17 protein-coding genes are annotated in these 17,869 nt (G+C 71.8%); 7 read left to right on the top strand and 10 right to left on the bottom strand.

The window, feature by feature from the left end; genetic code table 11:
- Positions 1-47: 47 nt before the first annotated feature.
- The 3 genes from I5Q34_RS31980 to I5Q34_RS31970 form a co-directional block, all read right to left on the bottom strand.
- Complete coding sequence (locus tag I5Q34_RS31980; RefSeq protein ID WP_199895934.1) at positions 48-1,391, bottom strand: nitrate/sulfonate/bicarbonate ABC transporter ATP-binding protein; 1,344 nt, start codon at positions 1,389-1,391, stop codon at positions 48-50.
- Between the two features lie 11 nt (positions 1,392-1,402).
- Positions 1,403-3,085 carry an ABC transporter permease subunit gene (locus I5Q34_RS31975; RefSeq protein ID WP_199896084.1) on the bottom strand — a complete coding sequence of 561 codons (1,683 nt, stop codon included), beginning with the start codon at positions 3,083-3,085 and terminating at the stop codon, positions 1,403-1,405.
- A 191-nt stretch (positions 3,086-3,276) separates the two neighbouring features.
- A complete protein-coding gene (locus I5Q34_RS31970) occupies positions 3,277-3,435 on the bottom strand; it encodes a hypothetical protein (protein WP_199895933.1) in 159 nt (52 codons plus the stop codon).
- Between the two features lie 524 nt (positions 3,436-3,959).
- On the opposite strand from I5Q34_RS31970, the gene I5Q34_RS31965 reads away from it, so the two are divergent.
- Both I5Q34_RS31965 and I5Q34_RS31960 read left to right on the top strand, forming a co-directional pair.
- Complete coding sequence (locus I5Q34_RS31965; RefSeq protein ID WP_199895932.1) at positions 3,960-5,636, top strand: APC family permease; 1,677 nt, start codon at positions 3,960-3,962, stop codon at positions 5,634-5,636.
- A gap of 95 nt (positions 5,637-5,731) precedes the next feature.
- A complete protein-coding gene (locus I5Q34_RS31960; RefSeq protein WP_199895931.1) occupies positions 5,732-7,951 on the top strand; it encodes an NADP-dependent isocitrate dehydrogenase in 2,220 nt (739 codons plus the stop codon).
- Positions 7,952-8,180: 229 nt separating this feature from the next.
- On the opposite strand, the gene I5Q34_RS31955 is transcribed toward I5Q34_RS31960, so the two are convergent.
- On the bottom strand, positions 8,181-8,840 hold the full coding sequence (locus tag I5Q34_RS31955) for a class I SAM-dependent methyltransferase (RefSeq protein ID WP_199895930.1): 660 nt from the start codon (positions 8,838-8,840) through the stop codon (positions 8,181-8,183).
- 458 nt (positions 8,841-9,298) lie between these two features.
- Between I5Q34_RS31955 and I5Q34_RS31950 the strand changes: the two genes are divergently transcribed.
- From I5Q34_RS31950 to I5Q34_RS31935, 4 genes are read left to right on the top strand one after another with little or no spacing between them, the layout of a single operon-like run.
- Positions 9,299-9,685, top strand: coding sequence for an SdpI family protein (locus I5Q34_RS31950; protein ID WP_199895929.1), 387 nt, complete (start codon positions 9,299-9,301; stop codon positions 9,683-9,685).
- A gap of 25 nt (positions 9,686-9,710) precedes the next feature.
- A complete protein-coding gene (locus I5Q34_RS31945; RefSeq protein ID WP_199895928.1) occupies positions 9,711-10,406 on the top strand; it encodes a hypothetical protein in 696 nt (231 codons plus the stop codon).
- Positions 10,403-11,068, top strand: a complete 666-nt coding sequence (locus tag I5Q34_RS35915) for an SdpA family antimicrobial peptide system protein (protein ID WP_199895927.1) — start codon at positions 10,403-10,405, stop codon at positions 11,066-11,068. The genes I5Q34_RS31945 and I5Q34_RS35915 overlap by 4 nt, the downstream gene beginning before the upstream one ends.
- An 8-nt stretch (positions 11,069-11,076) precedes the next feature.
- Positions 11,077-12,048 carry a sporulation-delaying protein SdpB family protein gene (locus I5Q34_RS31935; protein ID WP_267912062.1) on the top strand — a complete coding sequence of 324 codons (972 nt, stop codon included), beginning with the start codon at positions 11,077-11,079 and terminating at the stop codon, positions 12,046-12,048.
- Between the two features lie 67 nt (positions 12,049-12,115).
- Here the strand turns inward: I5Q34_RS31935 and I5Q34_RS31930 are convergent, their stop codons facing one another.
- From I5Q34_RS31930 to I5Q34_RS31910, 5 genes are all read right to left on the bottom strand, one after another.
- Positions 12,116-12,451, bottom strand: a complete 336-nt coding sequence (locus I5Q34_RS31930) for a hypothetical protein (protein ID WP_199895925.1) — start codon at positions 12,449-12,451, stop codon at positions 12,116-12,118.
- Between the two features lie 131 nt (positions 12,452-12,582).
- Positions 12,583-13,458, bottom strand: coding sequence for a phosphotransferase family protein (locus I5Q34_RS31925; protein WP_199895924.1), 876 nt, complete (start codon positions 13,456-13,458; stop codon positions 12,583-12,585).
- Between the two features lie 3 nt (positions 13,459-13,461).
- Positions 13,462-13,977 carry a DinB family protein gene (locus I5Q34_RS31920; protein WP_199895923.1) on the bottom strand — a complete coding sequence of 172 codons (516 nt, stop codon included), beginning with the start codon at positions 13,975-13,977 and terminating at the stop codon, positions 13,462-13,464.
- Positions 13,978-14,086: 109 nt separating this feature from the next.
- On the bottom strand, positions 14,087-14,932 hold the full coding sequence (locus I5Q34_RS31915) for a S9 family peptidase (RefSeq protein WP_199895922.1): 846 nt from the start codon (positions 14,930-14,932) through the stop codon (positions 14,087-14,089).
- A 139-nt stretch (positions 14,933-15,071) separates the two neighbouring features.
- Complete coding sequence (locus I5Q34_RS31910; protein WP_277965563.1) at positions 15,072-15,833, bottom strand: thioesterase II family protein; 762 nt, start codon at positions 15,831-15,833, stop codon at positions 15,072-15,074.
- 176 nt (positions 15,834-16,009) lie between these two features.
- Between I5Q34_RS31910 and I5Q34_RS31905 the strand changes: the two genes are divergently transcribed.
- Positions 16,010-16,396: a hotdog fold thioesterase gene (locus I5Q34_RS31905; RefSeq protein ID WP_199896083.1), complete on the top strand. Its 387-nt coding sequence runs from the start codon at positions 16,010-16,012 to the stop codon at positions 16,394-16,396.
- 164 nt (positions 16,397-16,560) lie between these two features.
- Here the strand turns inward: I5Q34_RS31905 and I5Q34_RS31900 are convergent, their stop codons facing one another.
- Positions 16,561-17,814: an MFS transporter gene (locus tag I5Q34_RS31900; protein ID WP_199895920.1), complete on the bottom strand. Its 1,254-nt coding sequence runs from the start codon at positions 17,812-17,814 to the stop codon at positions 16,561-16,563.
- Positions 17,815-17,869 lie beyond the last annotated feature (55 nt).

Below are 17,869 nucleotides of genomic sequence, written 5' to 3'. Positions count from 1 at the left end.
GCAGGGGCGGCCTGTTCGGCAGCAGTCCAAGAACCGTCGGACAAGCCCTACCGCGCACCGCCCTCGTCCAGGGCGTACTGCTCGGGCGCCGCGTCGTAGGAGTACAGCTCGGCGTAGCGGCCCCAGTCGGTGGCGGTCTCCAGCTGCTGGGCGGTCTGTTCGCTGGTGTAGTGGTGGGCCAGCAGGTCGCGGAAGAAGCCGGCGCGCAGCGTGCCGCCGGTGCGGCGCAGGCTGGTGACGATCAGCTTGACCAGCGGCGCGGCCTCCAGCACCGCGTCGGCGAAGATCTTCTTGGACTCCTGGACGTCGGCGCGGGCGAAGGCGGCGCCGCGCGGCGTGAGGACCAGGTCGCCCTCGCTGATCACGGCGAAGCCGAGCAGGTCGAGGGCGTCCACCTGGGGGAGCAGGTCGTCCACCTCCAGGCCGAGTTCCTCGGCGAGGCCGGCGAGGTCGCAGCGGTTGCCGTGCATGGCGAGGATCTCGGCGAGGCCGGACAGGCCGTCGACGCTGGCCCCGGGCAGCGGGGTGTTGGCCGGGGTGCGCCGGGCCAGTTCGGCGGTGGCGGGGCGGCCGGGCAGGTGCGGGGCGGTGTCCTTCTCGCGGCCGGTCATGACCTGGTAGATCGTGTCGATCAGGGCGTCGAACTCGGGCGCGTTGCGGTCCCGGGGCCGCTCCAGCGGCACGTCGAAGGCCGCCCGCAGGGTGCCCGGGCGGGAGCCGAGGACGACGACGCGGTCCGCCATCAGCACGGCCTCCTCGATGTTGTGGGTGACCAGCACGACGGCCCGGGTGGGGAACTGGCCCGACGCCCACAGCTCCATCAGCTCGCCGCGCAGGTTCTCGGCCGTGAGGACATCCAGCGCGGAGAACGGCTCGTCCATCATCAGGACGTCCGGCTCGACCACCAACGCCCGTGCGAAGCCGACGCGTTGGCGCATACCGCCGGAGAGCTCCTTGGGGTAGGCCGACTCGAAGCCGTCGAGGCCGATGAGGTCGATGGCCCGCAGGGCGGCGACGGCGCGCTCGGCGGCGGGCACGCCCCGGGCCTCCAGGCCGAGTTCGACGTTCTGCTGGACGGTGAGCCAGGGCAGCAGCGCGAACGTCTGGAAGACCATGGCCGTGCCGGGGTTGGCGCCGGCGAGGGGCTCGCCGCGGTAGGTGACGCTGCCCGACGTGGCCGGGATGAGCCCGGCCAGGCAGCGCAGCAGGGTGGACTTGCCGGAGCCCGAGCGGCCGAGCAGGGCGACGATCTCGCCGGCGCGCACCTCCAGGTCGATCCCGGCCAGGACGGGGAGTTCGCCGTCGGCCCCGGCGTAGGACTTGGTGACCGCCTCGGCGGCGAGCAGCACCTCGCCGTCGGGGCGCGGCGGGGAGGTCGTGGCGCGGGCCATGAAGGGCTCCTTCACAGGGAGTAGCGGGTCTCGGCGAGGCGGTAGAGGCGGCGCCAGACCAGCCGGTTGAGGCCGACGACGTACACGGCCATGACCGCGATCCCGGCGATCAGGTGCGGATAGTCGCCCCGGGAGGTGGCGCTCGCGATGTAGGCGCCCAGGCCGGTGGCGGTCAGTGTGGTCCCGCCGAAGGTGACGACCTCGGAGACGATCGAGGCGTTCCAGGCGCCGCCCGAGGCGGTGATCCCGCCGGTGACGTACGCCGGGAAGATCCCCGGGATGATCAGGCGCCGCCAGCGCTGCCGGCCGCGCACCCCGAGGTCGTCCATCGCCTCGCGCAGGTCGGTGGGGACGGCCGCGGCGCCGGCGATGGTGTTGAAGAGGATGTACCACTGGGCGCCGAGGGCCATCAGCAGCACGCCGCCGAAGTTGATCGACAGGCCCGTCCGCAGGAAGAACCAGGTGGCCAGCGGGAAGAGGAAGTTGGCGGGGAAGCTCGCCAGGATCTGGACGAACGGCTGGGCGATCCGGGCCAGTTTCGGCGAGAAGCCGATCCGCACCCCGACCGGCACCCACACCACCGTCGCCACGATCACCAGGACGACGACGCGCGCCAGGGTCGCCAGCCCGACCAGCAGGGGTTCGCCGAACACGCCCAGGCCGGTGCGGGCGTCGAGGTAGCCCAGCAGGTCCAGCACGCCCCAGACGACCAGCCCGCCGGCCACCACGGCGAAGACGACGTCTCCGGTGCGGCGGCGCACCGGGCTGACGGCGAGCGGCCGGTCGTCGGTGCCCAGCAGCCGCCCGGCCCGGCCGAGCGCCTCGCCGACGAGGCGGGCCGGCCGGCCGAGCAGGCGCGGCCAGGAGGAGCGGCGGACGAAGTCGAGCACCAGCGAACGCTGGACGTCGGTGGCCTCGGACTGCTCGTTCTTGAACCGCTCGGCCCAGGCCGTCAGGGGCCGCCAGAAGACGAAGTTCACCCCGACGACCATGACGGTCATGGCGGCGACCGCCCAGCCGACCTTGCCCAGGTCGCCCTCGGCGATGGCCGTGCCGGCGAACGAACCGACGCCGGGCAGCGCGTACTCGTGGCCGGAGACGCTGATCGCCTCGGAGGCCACCAGGAAGAACCAGCCGCCGCCGAAGCTCATCATCCCGTTCCACACCAGCCCGATCGCCCCGGCCGGCAGCTCGACCTTCCAGAACCGCATCCAGCGGGTGAAGCGGAACGAGCGCGAGACCTCGTCCAGTTCGTGCGGCAGGGTGATGAGCGAGTGGTAGAAGCCGAAGGTCATGTTCCACGCCTGCGACGTGAAGATGGCGAAGACCGAGGCGCACTCCAGCCCCAGCAGGGAGCCGGGGAAGAGGGAGATGAACCCGGTCACCGCCACCGACAGGAAGCCCAGCACCGGGACGGACTGCAGGATGTCCAGGGCCGGGACCAGTACCCGCTCCAGCCGCCTGCTGCGGGCGGCCGCGTAGGCGTAGACGAGGGTGAAGGCGACGGAGGCGGCGAGCGCGGTGAACATCCGCAGCAGGCTGCGCGCCGCGTAGTACGGCAGCTCGGCGGGGTCCGTGTTCACCTTGACGACCTGCGCGGGGTCGAAGGAGACCGTGGCCCCCTTGCCCACCCGCAGCAGCAGGTACAGCCCCACGAGGACGGCGGCGGCCACCACCACGTCCACCCAGGACATGCGGGACAGCCGGCCGGTCAGCCGGGCGGGCAGGGAGGTCCGCCAGGCGGCGGAACGCGACGGGTAGGTCACGGGGCGGCTCCCGGTGGGCGGCGGCGGTCTTCCCCGCGCTCCGTCCTCAGTCGATCACAGGGCGGGGACGTTGTCGCGAGCAGTGCTCCGCCGTGCGGGCGCGGGACGTGCGCGCCCGGTCAGGGCCGGCGTGCGGCCGGGGCGTCCAGTGCGTGCAGGACGGGGCTGTCGGCGGCGCCGTCGGCGATGCGGCGCAGGGCGGTGCGGAGGGCGGTGCGGACACCCGTCGGGGACAGGCGCGGGGCGCTTGGGATGTGGAGGACGGACAGGACGGACATCGGGGTCACCTCCGTGGCGGGATGTGAGCAAGGGGGGCCGGCGCGTGCGGCAGTGATCACCCCGTGTGCGGGCAGCTCGGCGGGTGCCCGGACGCGCTGGGTGCGAGGGGGGAGTGGTTATCGCGTGGCGGGGGCCGGCGAGGACGTACGGATGCGGGGCCGGGCGTGGCCCGGATCACCATGGCCGGTGTCCATGTCTCTCGCCTCCTCCCGGCCGGGGCACGCGGGTGGCGCGTGCTCGTCGAACGCCTCGGCAGCGTAGCGCGATACTTGCGTGGGCGCGCAAGTATTTTGATGGAAGCTTGACCCCGCGGGCCGGGCGGGCGCGGGCCGGGGGCCGCTGTTCCGGGCCCCGAGCCGTTTCCGCTGGTTGTCGTACTATGTCCGATGTCGCTGTTGCGTTTTCGGCCATCTCGCGAGATTCGGTGTGCGGTACACGAGGCCGGTGCGTGGTACGGGCGGAACACCCCCGCCCGGCCCGGCAGGTGGCATCACCAGTTCCCGGCAGAACGGAAAGCACCCTCGTGGACCTGAGCGCGGCCAACAACGCGGGCAACAAGAAGGGGCTCAGCCTCTTCGCCCTGATCATGATCGGGCTGGGGTCCATCTTCGGCTCCGGCTGGCTCTTCGGGGCCGGCCAGGCCGCGCAGGTCGCCGGCCCTGCCGCGCTGGTGGCCTGGGTGATCGGCGCGATCTTCATCGGCATGATCGCCATGTCCTACGCCGAGGTCGGCGCGGCCTATCCGCTGCCCGGCGCCATGGCCCGCTTCGGCTCCATCTCGCACGGCCCGGTGCTCGGCTTCATCACGGGCTGGGCCGTGTGGATCGCGACCGCCTCGCTGATCCCCATCGAGGCCATCGCCGGCACCCAGTACATGTCGTCCTGGAACTTCGGCTGGGCCCGCGGGCTGGTCTCCGACGGCAGCCTCAGCGCCACCGGCATCGCCACCGCGCTCGTCCTGACCGTCGCCCTCTGGCTGGCCTGCTACTGGTCGGTCGCCCTGCTGGCCCGGGCCAACAACCTGCTCACGCTGGTCAAGTTCGCCATCCCGGTCCTCGCCTGCGGCGCGCTCATCGCCTCCGGCTTCCACACCGGCAACTTCACCAACCACGGCGGCTTCGCCCCCAACGGCTGGTCCGCCGTGCTCACCGCCGTCACCGCCTCCGGCGTCGTCTTCGCCTTCAACGGCTTCCAGGCCGTCGTCAACCTCGGCGGCACCGCCAAGAACCCCGGCCGCGCCATCCCGCTGGCCCTCGTCGGCGCCCTCTCCCTCGGCCTGGTCATCTACCTCGCCCTCCAGGTCGCCTTCCTCGGCGCCGTCCCCCCGGAGAAGCTCGCCGAAGCCGGCGGCTGGAGCGGCATCAACTTCGCCTCGCCCTTCGCCGACCTCGCCAAGCTGCTGATGCTGCACTGGGTCGTCACCATGCTCCAGTTCGGCGCCTTCATCTCGCCGAACGGCGCCAACATCGGCAACGTCGCCTCGTCCGCCTACCTCGCGCAGAACCTCGCCGAGACCGGCTTCTTCCCCAAGAAGATCGCCGAGGTGCACCCCCGCTACGGTGTCGCCCGCCCCGCCATGTGGCTCAACCTGGGCTTCTCCGTCCTGCTGCTGGTCACCATCGGGCACAGCTGGGAGGCCCTGGCCAGCGTCGTCTCCGCCGCGATGGTCGTCTCCTACCTCATGGGCCCCATCGCCGTCGGCGTCTTCCGCAAGACCAAGCCGCACCTGCCCCGCCCGTTCCGGCTCCCCGCCGCGACCGTGCTCTGCCCGGTGACCTTCGCCTTCGCCGCCTGTGCCCTGTACTGGTCGAAGTGGCCCAACACCGGCAAGGTCGCCCTGCTCACCCTCGTCTCCGTGCCGATCGCCGCCGTCGTGCTGCGCCGCAAGGGCGAGAAGAGCCTCGCCCGGCAGTTCGCCCCCGCCTGGTGGATGGTCGCCTTCCTGCTCTGGCTGGCCCTGCTGTCCGCGCTCGGCAGCGCCGAGTTCGGCGGCCACGGCGTCCTCCCCGGCGGCGTGGACATCGCCCTGGTCGCCCTGTCGTCCGTCGGCTTCTACTTCTGGGCCGTCCGCGCCGGCGTCCGCGCCCACGAGGCCGGACTGCCCGGCCCCGACCCCGTCCTGGACACGGCCGCCGCGGCCGCGGTGCCCGGGCCCCGCGCGTCCGAGACCGTCGAGACCGCCGGGGTCGCCGCCCGCTGACCGGGGCCGGGACAGGGCCAGGTGAGGGACACCCCGGCGACGAGATATCTTGATATCGAGCAATGTTGCAAACGTGGAGTGGAGCGGAGCACCCGGTGACTGACTCGACCATCATCTACACGCACACCGACGAGGCGCCGGCGCTGGCGACGCATTCGTTCCTGCCCGTCATCCAGGCGTACGCCTCGACCGCCGGGATCACTGTGGAGAGCCGCGACATCTCCCTGGCCGGGCGGATCATCGCGCACTTCCCCGAGTACCTGGAGGAGGGCCAGCGCATCGCCGACGCCCTCGCCGAGCTCGGCGCGCTGGCCAAGACCCCCGGCGCCAACATCATCAAGCTGCCCAACATCTCCGCCTCGATCCCGCAGCTGAAGGCCGCGGTCGCCGAGCTCCAGGGCCAGGGCTACGCGCTGCCGGACTATGTGGACGACCCGAAGACCGACGAGGAGCGCGAGATCCGCGCCCGCTACGACAAGGTCAAGGGCAGCGCCGTCAACCCCGTCCTGCGCGAGGGCAACTCCGACCGCCGCGCCCCCGCGTCGGTCAAGAACTACGCCAAGACCCACCCGCACCGCATGGGCGCCTGGACCGCCGAGTCGAAGACGAACGTCGCCACCATGGGCGAGAACGACTTCGCGACCACCGAGAAGTCCGCCGTCATCGCCGAGGACACCACCCTCCGCTTCGAGCACGTCGCCGCCGACGGCACCGTCACCGAACTGCGCGAGCCCCTCAAGGTCATCGCCGGTGAGGTCGTCGACGCCTCCGTCATGCGCGTCGAGGCCCTGCGCACCTTCCTCGCCGCCCAGGTCGCCCGCGCCAAGGCCGAGGGCGTGCTGTTCTCCGTGCACCTCAAGGCGACGATGATGAAGGTCTCCGACCCGATCGTCTTCGGCCACGTCGTGCGCGCCTTCTTCCCGAAGACCTTCGCCGCGTACGGTGAGAAGCTCGCTGACGCAGGGCTGTCCCCGAACGACGGCCTCGGCGCGATCCTCAACGGCCTCGCGGCGCTGCCCGAGGGCGACAAGATCAAGGCGTCCTTCGACGCCGAGATCGCCGAGGGCCCGGCCCTCGCCATGGTCGACTCCGACAAGGGCATCACCAACCTGCACGTCCCGTCCGACGTCATCGTCGACGCCTCCATGCCGGCCATGATCCGCACCTCCGGCCACATGTGGGGCCCGGACGGCAAGGAGGCCGACACCCTCGCCGTCCTCCCGGACAGCAGCTACTCCGGCGTCTACCAGGTCGTCATCGACGACTGCCGCGCCAACGGCGCCTTCGACCCGGCCACCATGGGCTCCGTCCCCAACGTCGGCCTCATGGCGCAGAAGGCCGAGGAGTACGGCTCCCACGACAAGACCTTCGAGATCGCGGCCGCCGGTGCCGTCCGCCTCGTGGACGCCTCCGGTGACGTGGTCCTGGAGCAGCCGGTCTCCGAGGGCGACATCTTCCGCGCCTGCCAGACCAAGGACGCCCCGATCAAGGACTGGGTGAAGCTCGCCGTCACCCGCGCCCGCGCCACCGGCGACCCGGCCGTCTTCTGGCTCGACGGGACCCGCGCCCACGACGCCGTCCTCATCAAGAAGGTCGAGCAGTACCTGCCGGAGCACGACACCGAGGGCCTGGACATCCGCGTCCTGTCCCCGGTCGAGGCCACCAAGCTCTCCGTCGAGCGCATCCGCCAGGGCCTCAACACCATCTCGGTCACCGGCAACGTCCTCCGCGACTACCTGACCGACCTCTTCCCGATCCTGGAGCTGGGCACCAGCGCCAAGATGCTCTCCGTCGTCCCGCTGATGGCCGGCGGCGGCCTCTTCGAGACGGGCGCCGGCGGCTCCGCCCCGAAGCACGTCCAGCAGCTGGTCAAGGAGAACTACCTGCGCTGGGACAGCCTCGGCGAGTTCTTCGCCCTGGCCGCCAGCTTCGAGCACCTCGCGCAGACCACCGGCAACGCGCGCGCCCAGGTCCTCGCCGACACCCTCGACCGCGCCACGGCGACCTTCCTCAACGAGGACAAGTCGCCCACCCGTCGCGTCGGCGGCATCGACAACCGCGGCAGCCACTTCTTCCTGTCCCTGTACTGGGCCCAGGAGCTGGCCAAGCAGACCGACGACGCCGACCTGGCCAAGGCGTTCGCCCCGCTCGCGGAGACGCTGACCGCGCAGGAGCAGGCGATCGTCGACGAGCTGATCGCCGTCCAGGGCTCGCCGGCCGACATCGGCGGCTACTACCAGCCCGACCCGGCCAAGGCCGCGGCCGTCATGCGTCCGTCGCAGACCTTCAACGCGGCGATCGCGTCCCTCGTCTGACGCGTGCGGCGGGTTCCCGCCCCGGTCGGCCTCGTGCCGGCCGGGGCGGTTCCGTATCGCACGGGGCCGGGGCCCGCCTCGCAACTCCGCGTGAGGGGTAGGGGCCGAACCACGTGAACGGTGTGTCGTGGCCGCAGTCCTGCCCCTCTCCCGCATAAGCGGCGTCCGGCTTCCGCCGCGGCCTCAGTGAGTTCGTGCGGACGGCGGAGGGGCATGCGGGTCGTGTGGGTTATGCCTCCGGCTTCCGCGCCAGCAGGAAGCCCTGCGGCGTCAACTCCGGGAACGCACCCGTGTCCTGCGGCTCGCGCACCATCCGGGTGTGCACCTCCAGCCCCGCCCGGCACAGCATCTCCGCCACGTCGTCCGGGCGCAGCCGGTGGAAGTCCAGCGCTATCGGGTGGCCGAACCCGTCCGTGCGGTGCGACGTCTCGTCGCCCACCTGGAAACCGAGCAGCATCTGACCGCCCGGTGCCAGCACCCGGTGGAACTCCGCGAACACCCGCGGCCGTTGCTCCCTCGGCACGTGGATGACCGAGTACCAGGCCGTCAGCCCGCCGAGCGTGCCGTCCGGCACGTCCAGTTCGAGCATCGAGCCCACCTCGAAGCGCAGGTGCGGGTGATTGCGGCGGGCCACCTCGACCATTCCGGGGGAGAGATCGATTCCCGACACCGTCACCCCCAGGCCGGCCAGGTGCGCCGTCGCCACGCCGGTGCCGCACCCTACGTCGAGGACGGGGCCGCCGCCGTTCCGTACGAGCTCGGCGAAGCCGGCGAGCAGCGCGCGCTCCAGGGGCTTGGATGCGAGGTGGTCGCCGAAGTGGCCGTCGTAGGCGGCGGCGAGGGTGTCGTACGACGTGCGGGTGGCGTGCAGGAAGCCGGGTTCGGTCATGATCGGACCGTATCTCGTACGGCCGAGCGAGCTGTCACCGGTTGCAGCCAGGCGACTTGACCCGGCGCGGGCGCGTGTCCAGCGACGGGGGGACGCTCATGCGCGAGCTCCGGTCGAACCCCTCCCCCATTCCCCGCGCCTCCTGGTCCGCGTTCGTGACCGCTCTCGCCGCTGCGGACGGCGACCTCTCCACCTGATCCAGGCGCGTGAAAGATTCACGCCGCGCCCGTGAGGACGTCACTTCCCGAGGGTTCAGCCCACTGATGGGATGGAGCCCTGCACAGCGAACGGCGTTCCCTCGGCATCGGCGCCGAGTTCGGTACTGCCAGGGCGTGTGCAGGGACAGAGGGGGAACTGATCCGACGCACTGAAGAGGAGCCTGATCCCTGCCGTAAGGAGGGGTGCAGGCTTTTCCGCATGCTTTCGACGATGATGACTACGTCCTTGGAGGACGAGCAATGGATCCGGTCGCGGGATTGGTATTCGGCGTAGGGCTGTTCACGCTGGGTGCGATGATTCACTACATGAAGAATCAAGTTGCGAGTGGGAATATCCAGCGCAACTCTGTGATCGGAATCCGGACCAAGGCGACGATGTCCTCGGACAGCGCTTGGGAGGCCGGGCACGCCTCGGCGTCCCCGATGCTGACGGTGACATACCTGACCGCCTATGCCGTGGGTGCGATCACCTTGGCAATCGGTCTGTCGTTGATGCTGAGTGACGCCAGGAATCCAGCTGTTCTCATCGTCCCGTTGACCGGAATCGGCGCGGTTCTCGCGCTTCTCACGGCAGCGGCGGTCAAGGCGAATTCGGCTGCACGGGCAGCTGCTCGCGAACAGAGATAGTCCAGCGCGCGCTGGGCTGCATCACATGTCAGGGGAGGACATTGTGAAGTTCACATCCAGAAACGTCATCGCCACCATAGTGGCCGGCTCCATCATCGCGGTGGGCGGCGTCACCGCCCAGAGCGCCTTCGCCGACGACGGCCGCGTCGTTTCCGCGCCGGGCAAGGCGCAGCTCAAGGAGGCGGCGAAGGAGACCGCCAAGTACAGCGACGAGGAGCTTCTGCAGCTGCTGCTCGCCGCCCAGGGTCCGATCGCGGACGCGCATCCGGAGCTGAAGCGGATGCTCGGATTCAACGCCTCCAAGCCGCAGACCGACGAAGCGGCGCTGAACAAGATCATCACGGGGTACCTGGCCGCTCACCCCGAGTTCCACAAGAAAATGGCGGTTCCGTTCCAGTCCGGAGACCCGGTGCGCGTCGACGCCGCCCTCCGCGACTTCTCGGTGAGCTTCAACGAGTTCATCAAGAAGAACGGTCAGCCCGTGAACACCGGCAAGGTTCAGGCGCGGGCCGCCGGCTGGTTCTACATGGGCGCGTACGTGGCCATCTATGTGAACGCCGTGGGAGCCGCCAACGCGGCCGTGTACACGAACGCCGGAGTCGCCACCAACGCCCTCGCAACCCTCGTGGTCGTCACGTGGTATCTCGAGGACGGCAAGCCGACCGGCTCGGACATCGAGCGCGACGCGTTTGTCGACGCTCTGACCTCCGCGCTGACGTGAGTCGCGGCCCGGCGACCATCGAGCAGAACGCCGACGAGCAGAACGCCGACGAGCAGAACGCCGACGAGCGGACCGCCGGGGGGACGGACTCCGAGCCGATTCGCTCGGTACCGGGTCTGGTCTCTGCCGCGGCCGGCATTCTCCTGGTCGGAGCTCTGCTGGCTGGATCGATCTTCTTCTCCCTTCCGAGCAACGTACTTTCCACGCGCGACGGGGGTGATCTCCGGGCGCTGTCGGCGAGGTTCATGCCCCAGAGTTGGGCCTTCTTCACGAAACCTCCGAGCGATCCCGAGTTCGTTCCCTACACCGTGTCCGGTGACGGTGTCGCCTATGCGTCGCGACTGCCGAATTCGCGCGCGGACAATCTCTACGGGCTGACGCGGCGCCAGCGTGCGCAGGGCCCGGAGGTCGCCAACATGGCGAACCAGGTGCGGGCGTGGAAGAACTGCGAGGAGCTGGAGGGGGATTGCCCAGCCGTGGTCGCCGGGTCCTCGGCCGCGCCTGTCTCCGTCACCAACCCCTCTCCGGTACCGACCCTGTGCGGGCGGCTGGTGCTTGTGGAGACGAGGCCTGTCCCGTGGAAGTTCCGCGACAAATATAAAGGTTGGCGCCTCGACAAGAAGGCCGCTCTTGTGGAGGCGAAGTGTACGCGAAGCGAATAGCCGTGTGGATGGAACGGTCCGTTCGGCGCTTTCCTGCCGAATCCCGGGCTCTCGGCGTGGGCAGATCGATGATCGCGCTCGCCCAGGCGTCGATCCTCCTCTTCACGCCGGCGTCCCATCTCTTCGTCCCGGTGGGCGGGGACGAGATCAAGGTCGACTGCTCGACCTCGGCCCAGGCCGCGTCGCTGTACTGTCTGGCGGGCTCCGCGGACCGGCAGCTCCTCAACTTCCTTGTTCTGGCCATGCTTCTGGTCGTGGCGAGCGGGATCCTGCCCCGGTATACGACCGTGCTGCACTTCTGGGCGTCGCTCTCCATCAACCAGTCGATATCGCTGCCTGACGGTGGCGATGCCGTCGCGCAGGTCGTCACCTTCTTCCTTGTTCTGGCCTGTGTCAATGACAGGCGGACCTGGCATTGGCAACGACCCGGTGGTGAAGAGCGAAAGGGGTCCGTCCGGCAGGGGATCGCCTGGGCCGGCTGGTGGGGCGTGCGACTCCAAGTCGCGTATATCTATCTCGACAGTGCCCTGGCGAAACTGTCCGTCGGCCCGTGGTCGGAAGGCAGCGCGACCTATTACGTCGCACGTATGGAGAACTTCGGGGCGGCCGGCCTGTTCGACGACCTGTTCCGCTGGTCGACGAGCATCACTCTGCTCGCCCTCCTCTCCGCGTGGGGAGCGATGTTCGGGGAGTGCGTGATCGCGCTGCTGCTGTTGCGGCGCGGGTCCCGGCAGGCGGTGGCCGCGCTGGTGAGCGCATGCCTCCACGTGATGATCATCCTGCAGCTCGGGATCGTCTCCTTCGGGTTCATCATGGTGGGGGCGGTCGTCTGCGCGGCGTCCCGGGGTCTGGACGCGAACGCCCCGCGGTTGAAGAGCCTGTTGTCGCGCATCCGTGGTTCCGCTCGGGAAGGCCACTCGGCCGTGCCGACGGATCCCGAGCCGGCCAACAGGGCCGACCCGGTGGCGCTCGGGTCGTAGTGACGGGTCTCCGGGCTGCGGCGGTGCTTCCTCCTCGGGGGAACCGCCGCAGCCCGACGCGTTCCGGTCAGCGGCGGACGGTCAGCGTCAGCGCCGACGAGGAGCGCCAGTCGCCGCCCGGGCGGCCGACCAGATAGCTGACCCGGATGGTCCCGGGCGTGGAGCGTCCGATGACGAACAGGGTGCTCCGGCCCACCTCGTCGGCTCCGACCACCCTCCGGTCGATGAGCGAGGTGCGCAACACCCCGGTATCCCAGCGGAGTTGGACCTCGTCCCCGCGTGTCATCCGCGGATACGGCTCGACGCGCACGGTGAGACCCGGTGATCCGTTCAGCACGACGACGCCGTCCACCGCTCCGTCGACCGAGGGAGCGGCCAGCTGCGCAACAGATGCATCACTCATGTCCTGTTGTCCTGTCCTCACGCGGGGTGCGTTGCTTTCCGGCCATGTGCGGGGGAGCAGACCGTAGCTCCTTTCGGCGGCACGTACCAGACCGGCGGGCGCGGCGGCGCCGCCGCGCGCCGTCCGCCGCGTCAGGCGCGCAACTCCCGCGCCAGGGAGCCCCACGGCTCCGGCGGCGAGCTCGCCAGGAAGCGCAGCACGCGCAGCACGCGCAGCAGGCGGCTCAACGGCGGTGCGGTCCAGTGCCGTTGGCCGGTGACCGGCGGGCGCATCGCCGCGACGAGGGCCCAGGACAGGTGGTGGCGCAGGATGCGCGGTGCGAGGCCGGGGGCGCCGTAGCCCTCCAACGCCGGGACGACGTCGGTGAGATCGAGCTTGGCGAACTCCATCGCCGGTTCGCCCCGGCAGGCGTCGCCCCAGTCGACCAGGGCGGCGAACTCTTCCGCCTCGCCGACGAGGACGTTCTGCGGGGCGACGTCGCCGTGCAGCAGGCAGGGCGGGGACGCCGGGGCGAGGCGGTCCAGGCGGGTGAAGCAGGCCGTCAGCCAGGCGGCCGTCGCGGGGTCCACGGAGCCCCGGCGGGCGAGGTGACCGACGATCCCGTGGGGATCGCCGCCGTCGTCGTACGGGAGCCCGGCGGGCGGCGGGGCGGCGTGCAGCAGGGCCAGGTCGTGGCCCAGCGCGCGCAGGACGCCGGCCCGTCGGGGGCCGGACAGCGGCACGGACTCCAGGCCGGCGCCCGGTACGCGCTCCAGGAGCATCCGGGGCGGGTCGCTCTCGGTGAACTCGACGACGCCCGCCGTCCGCACCCCCGTCCGCCGGGCCGCCGGGATCACCGCGGCCTCCTTGCGCAGGTCGGTGGCGGACGCGGCGTCCCTGGGGATGCGCAGGAACAGATCGTCCCCGAGGGCGAACGCGTGGTTGGCGACGCCGCCGGGCACGGGGGTGACGCGGTCGGCGGGTACGCCGTGCCGGGCCGCGGTCGCGTCGGCGAGGGAGCGGAGCACGCGTCAGACCGGTCCCGCTCCCGCGGCCAGCGTCGCCGGGGCGTAGCCGAGGTCCGGCGGGACGGACACGCCCAGCGAGCGGGCGATCGGCACGATCATCGCCAGGTGGTGGACGGCGTGGTAGGAGACGAAGAGCAGCTCCCGGCCGACGGTCGAGCGGGTGCGGGCCACCGCGCCGTCGGTGCCGACGACGGTGACGACCTCCACCGGATAGCCGAGGTCCCGCGACGGCATCGTGCGCACCCGCAGTCTGAGGTTCGCCAGGCGGGCCAGCGCGGCGCCGCGGTCGTGCTCCAGGACGCCGCCGCGGGTGCGGCGGTCGTAGTCGACGGTGCCGCTGTCCGCGCCGGCGAGGATCGCGGAGTAGTGGTCCACGCAGTGGCGCACGTGAAGGGCGATGCCGCTGGCGTCCCGGGGGCGGTGCAGGTACTGGGCGTCGGTGAGTATGCCGACCAACTCCTCCATCCGGAGCAGCTGTTCGGCGGAGCGTTCGGTGACCGTGGCGGTGGGATCGTTCAACGATGGAGCTCGCTTTCTTTCCGGAAGCTACCCACGGTAGTGCGACGCTCGCGGCGGACGGATCGGTTCCGGGCCGGTGGGCGGGGCGCGTGGCGCTGCGCGAGGCGCTTCAGTCCCGCGAAAGGCGCTTCAGGGCGTCGATCATCGTGCGGCACGCCTCCGCGCCGGGCTCGATGGGCGTGTAATGGCCGGTTCCGGGCAGAAGGAGCAGCTCGGCGTCGGCGTGCGCGGTCGCGTACGCCGTCGACTGCGCGGGCGGAACCTCCTCGTCCGCCTCGCCGTGCAGCAGCACCGTGGGCACCCCGGTGGTGCCGGCGGTCCGCACCAGCGTGATCGGGTCGGTCAGGGGGAGGCGGTCCTCGATGTGCCCGGGACCGCCGAGCAGTTGGAGGGCGGCGTCGTCGCTCAGGCCGTCACGGACCGTGGCCGTCAGATCGGCGACCGGTGCCAGGGCCAGCACCGCCGGGGGCGGCTCGGCCGTGAACCAGGGCGACTCCGGGGGCAGCAGCCCGCGCGCGCCCGCCCACAGCGCCAGGTGCCCGCCCGAGCTGTGCCCGGCCAGGACGTACGGCCGTCCGCCCGGGATCGTGTCCAGGGCCAGCGCGACGTCGTCGAAGGTCTCCGGGTAGCCGCCGGTTCCGCCCGAGAGGCGGAAGCCGGGCAGCGCGACGGCGAAGCCGTGGCCCGCCAAGTGGGCGGCCAGCGGCGTCAGATGCGTACGGTCGTAGCGCCAGAAGCCGCCGTGCAGCAGGATCACCAAGGGGCCGTCCCCCGGCCACAGGTCGTACACCTGCTCCGGGTGGTCGCCGTAGCGGCCGCGCGCGGGCGGTGCCACCGGGGCGAGGGCGAGCACCCGCCGCTCCTCCTCCAGGCCGGCGTCGGACACGGCCGTGCGCCGCCCGGAGTTCGGGCCGTCCCCGGTCTCGTGGGCCGCGGCGGTCGCGCCGTCCGTCATAGGGTCTCCGGAGGTCGCACGGTCAACTCGCCCATCGGATCAGGATTCGCGCGGGAAGTCGAGACCTTGACGATCGACGGGTGGGGCGATCGATACGAGTGGGACGGTCAACGAGTGGGATGGTCAACGGGCGGGACGGTCAACGGGCGGACGGGACGCCCTCCTCCGCCCGGATCGCGGCCGTGATCTCCGCCACCAGCGGCGCCGGGTCCGGCAGGAAGTAGAAGTGGCCGCCGGACAGGGTGCGCACGCCGCGGAACCGGGTCGTCCGGGCCGCCCAGGTGTGCATCAGGTGCGGGAAGGCGTAGGGGTCGGCGTCCCCGGCGAAGGCCGACAGGGGAACGGGCAGCGGCGCGGCGTCGGCGTGCGGCCGCCAGCACTCGGCCAGGCGCAGGTCCGCGCGGAGGACGGGCTCGATCAGCTGCCAGAGCTCCGGGTGCTCCAGGACCTCGCGCGGGGTGCCGCCCAGGGCGACGACGGCGTCGCGCAGTTCGTCGTCGGGCAGGCCGAACCGCTGCTCGCGGCGCGGGTGGTGCTCCGGCGGGTTGATGGCGGACAGGCCCAGCCAGCGGGGGAGCGGCAGACCGCGGTCGCGGAGGGCGAGGGTCAGCTCGTAGGCGGTCAGGGCGCCCATGCTGTGCCCGAAGAGGGCGTAAGGGGCGCCGAGATGGGGGCGGAGGTCGTCGAGGAACGTTTCCGCGAGCTCGGCCGCCGTGGTGTGCGGCCGGCCGGGACGGGTGGCCCGGCCCGGGGCCTCCAGCAGGCACAGCTCCCACTCCCGGGGCAGGAGGCCGGCCCACGCCCGGTACGGGACGTGCGAGCCGCCGGCGTGGTGCAGGACGAAGAGGCGCAGCCCGGCGCCGGGGGCGGGGCGGGGGCGGATGATCGGGTCGGTGCTCACGGTGCGAGCGTACTGAGCGGCCGGGCGCGGGGCGCATACCGGGGCCCCGCGGCCGTCAACTGGCCGCATACAGTGGGCGGATGGAGAAGACCTTAACCACCGAGGCACCGACCGTGACCACCGAGACCTCCTCCCCCCGCTTTCCCGAGCACCTGCCCGCCGCGCTGACGGAGATCATGCGGGGGCACGGCTGCGTCCCCGACGCCCTGTACGCCAAGCTCGGCATGGAGGTGACCGAGGCGACCGCCGAGCGGGTCGCCGGGTCCATGCCGGTGGCGGGCAACACCCAGCCGTACAGCATGCTGCACGGCGGGGCGTCGCTGGCCTTCGCCGAGACGCTGGCCTCGATAGGCGCCGTGCTGCACGCCGGTCCGTCGCGCATCGCCTACGGCGCGGAGGTGAGCGCCACGCACCACCGGGCCGCCCGGTCCGGCACGGTGCACGGTGAGGCGGTGGCGCTGCACCGGGGGCTGAGCTCGGTCACGTACGAGGTGGCGATCCGCGACGACAAGGGGCGCCGGCTGTGCAGCGCGCGGGTGACCTGCGGGGTGCGGCAGCGCTGAGCGCTCCGCCGGAAGTGCCGCGACGGGCCGTCGGCCGGCTGCGGCGCCGTCGTGGCCGGTCGTGCCCACGCGGCGGAGCCGTACAGCGAAAGGGCCCCGCGCCCCTTCGGGGCGCTGCCGAACCGCAGCGGCTTCGCCTGACCCGCTGAGCTCCCCGAAGGCCCTCAGCTCTTGGAGGGTTCCGAGGCGGCCGCCGCCGGTGCCGGGGCAGCGGCCGCGGCGGCCTTCCGGCCCCGCCCGCCGCGCAGCGAGAAGCCCATGACGGCGAGGGTGAGGACCTGGAGGCCGAGCCCGGTCAGGCCGAGGGCGAACGCCCCGCGGCCGAGGACGAGTCCGCCGGCGAGGCTGCCGAGCGCCTGGCCCGCGTAGACGGCCGAGCCGGACAGCGAGAGCACCACCTGGGTGTGCTCCCCGCCCGCGTTGACCAGCCGCTTCTGCTGGGCGGGGTTGACCGTCCAGCCGATGAGCGACCACAGGACGGTCAGCGCGAACAGGCAGGCCACGGTGGTGGCGTTGTCGCCGCCGTAGCGCGCCAGGACCGCGAGCAGGCCCATGACGGCGACGAGCAGCGTGGTGGAGAGCACCGCGATCCGCTGCGGGGGGAAGTGGTCGATCAGCCAGCCGGCCGCGAAGTTGGAGACCACGCCGCAGACTCCGTAGACCAGGTAGACCCAGGTCAGGGCGCCGCCGTCGATGCCGGCGGTCCTGTCGACGAACCAGGCCAGATAGGCGTAGAGCCCGAACATCGCGGCGTACGTCATCAGGCTGCCGAGCAGGATCGACGGCACGCCGGGCAGGACGGCGGCGCGGGCGCGCCGGGCGAGGGACGCGACGCCGGCGGACGGCACGGCGGGCAGGGCGCGGGCCAGGCCGAGCAGGGCGACGAGGCTGAGCGCGGCGACGAAGACGAACGCGGCGCGCCAGTTCACGAAGTTGGCGATGACGGTGCCCAGGGGGACGCCGAGGGCGCTGGCGAGGGTGAGGCCGCCGAGGATGGCGGTCAGGGCGCGGCCGCGCTCGGCGGGCGCGACGATGGTCGCGGCGCTGGACGAGGCGGAGGGCATGTACATCGCGGCCGCGAGGGCGGCGAGGACGCGGGCGGCCATCATGACCGTGTAGTTCGGGGCGGCCGCGGCGAGCAGGTTGGCCAGGACGAAGCCGACCAGGGACACCATGAGGACCCTGCGGCGGTCGAGACTGCCGGTACTGACGGCCAGTAACGGCCCGGCGACGGCGTAGACGGCGGCGAAGACGGTGATCAGCAGGCCGGCGGTGCCCACGGACACCCCGAGGTCGTCCCCGACCTCGGGCAGCACGCCGCTGACGAGGAAGGCGTCGGTGCCGAGCGTGAACGACCCCAGGGTCATGAGCAGGACCGGGCGGCGCGCCGGTGGGCCGGGGAACACCGCATTGATCATGCGCGTACTCAACTGGTCCTCCAGGAAGGGCGGGAAGCGGGCTCCGGACGGAGCG

This window comes from Streptomyces sp. AV19 (genome assembly GCF_015999245.1).
Lineage (GTDB): Bacteria > Actinomycetota > Actinomycetes > Streptomycetales > Streptomycetaceae > Streptomyces.
This window is presented reverse-complemented; position numbering and strand designations above follow the sequence as displayed.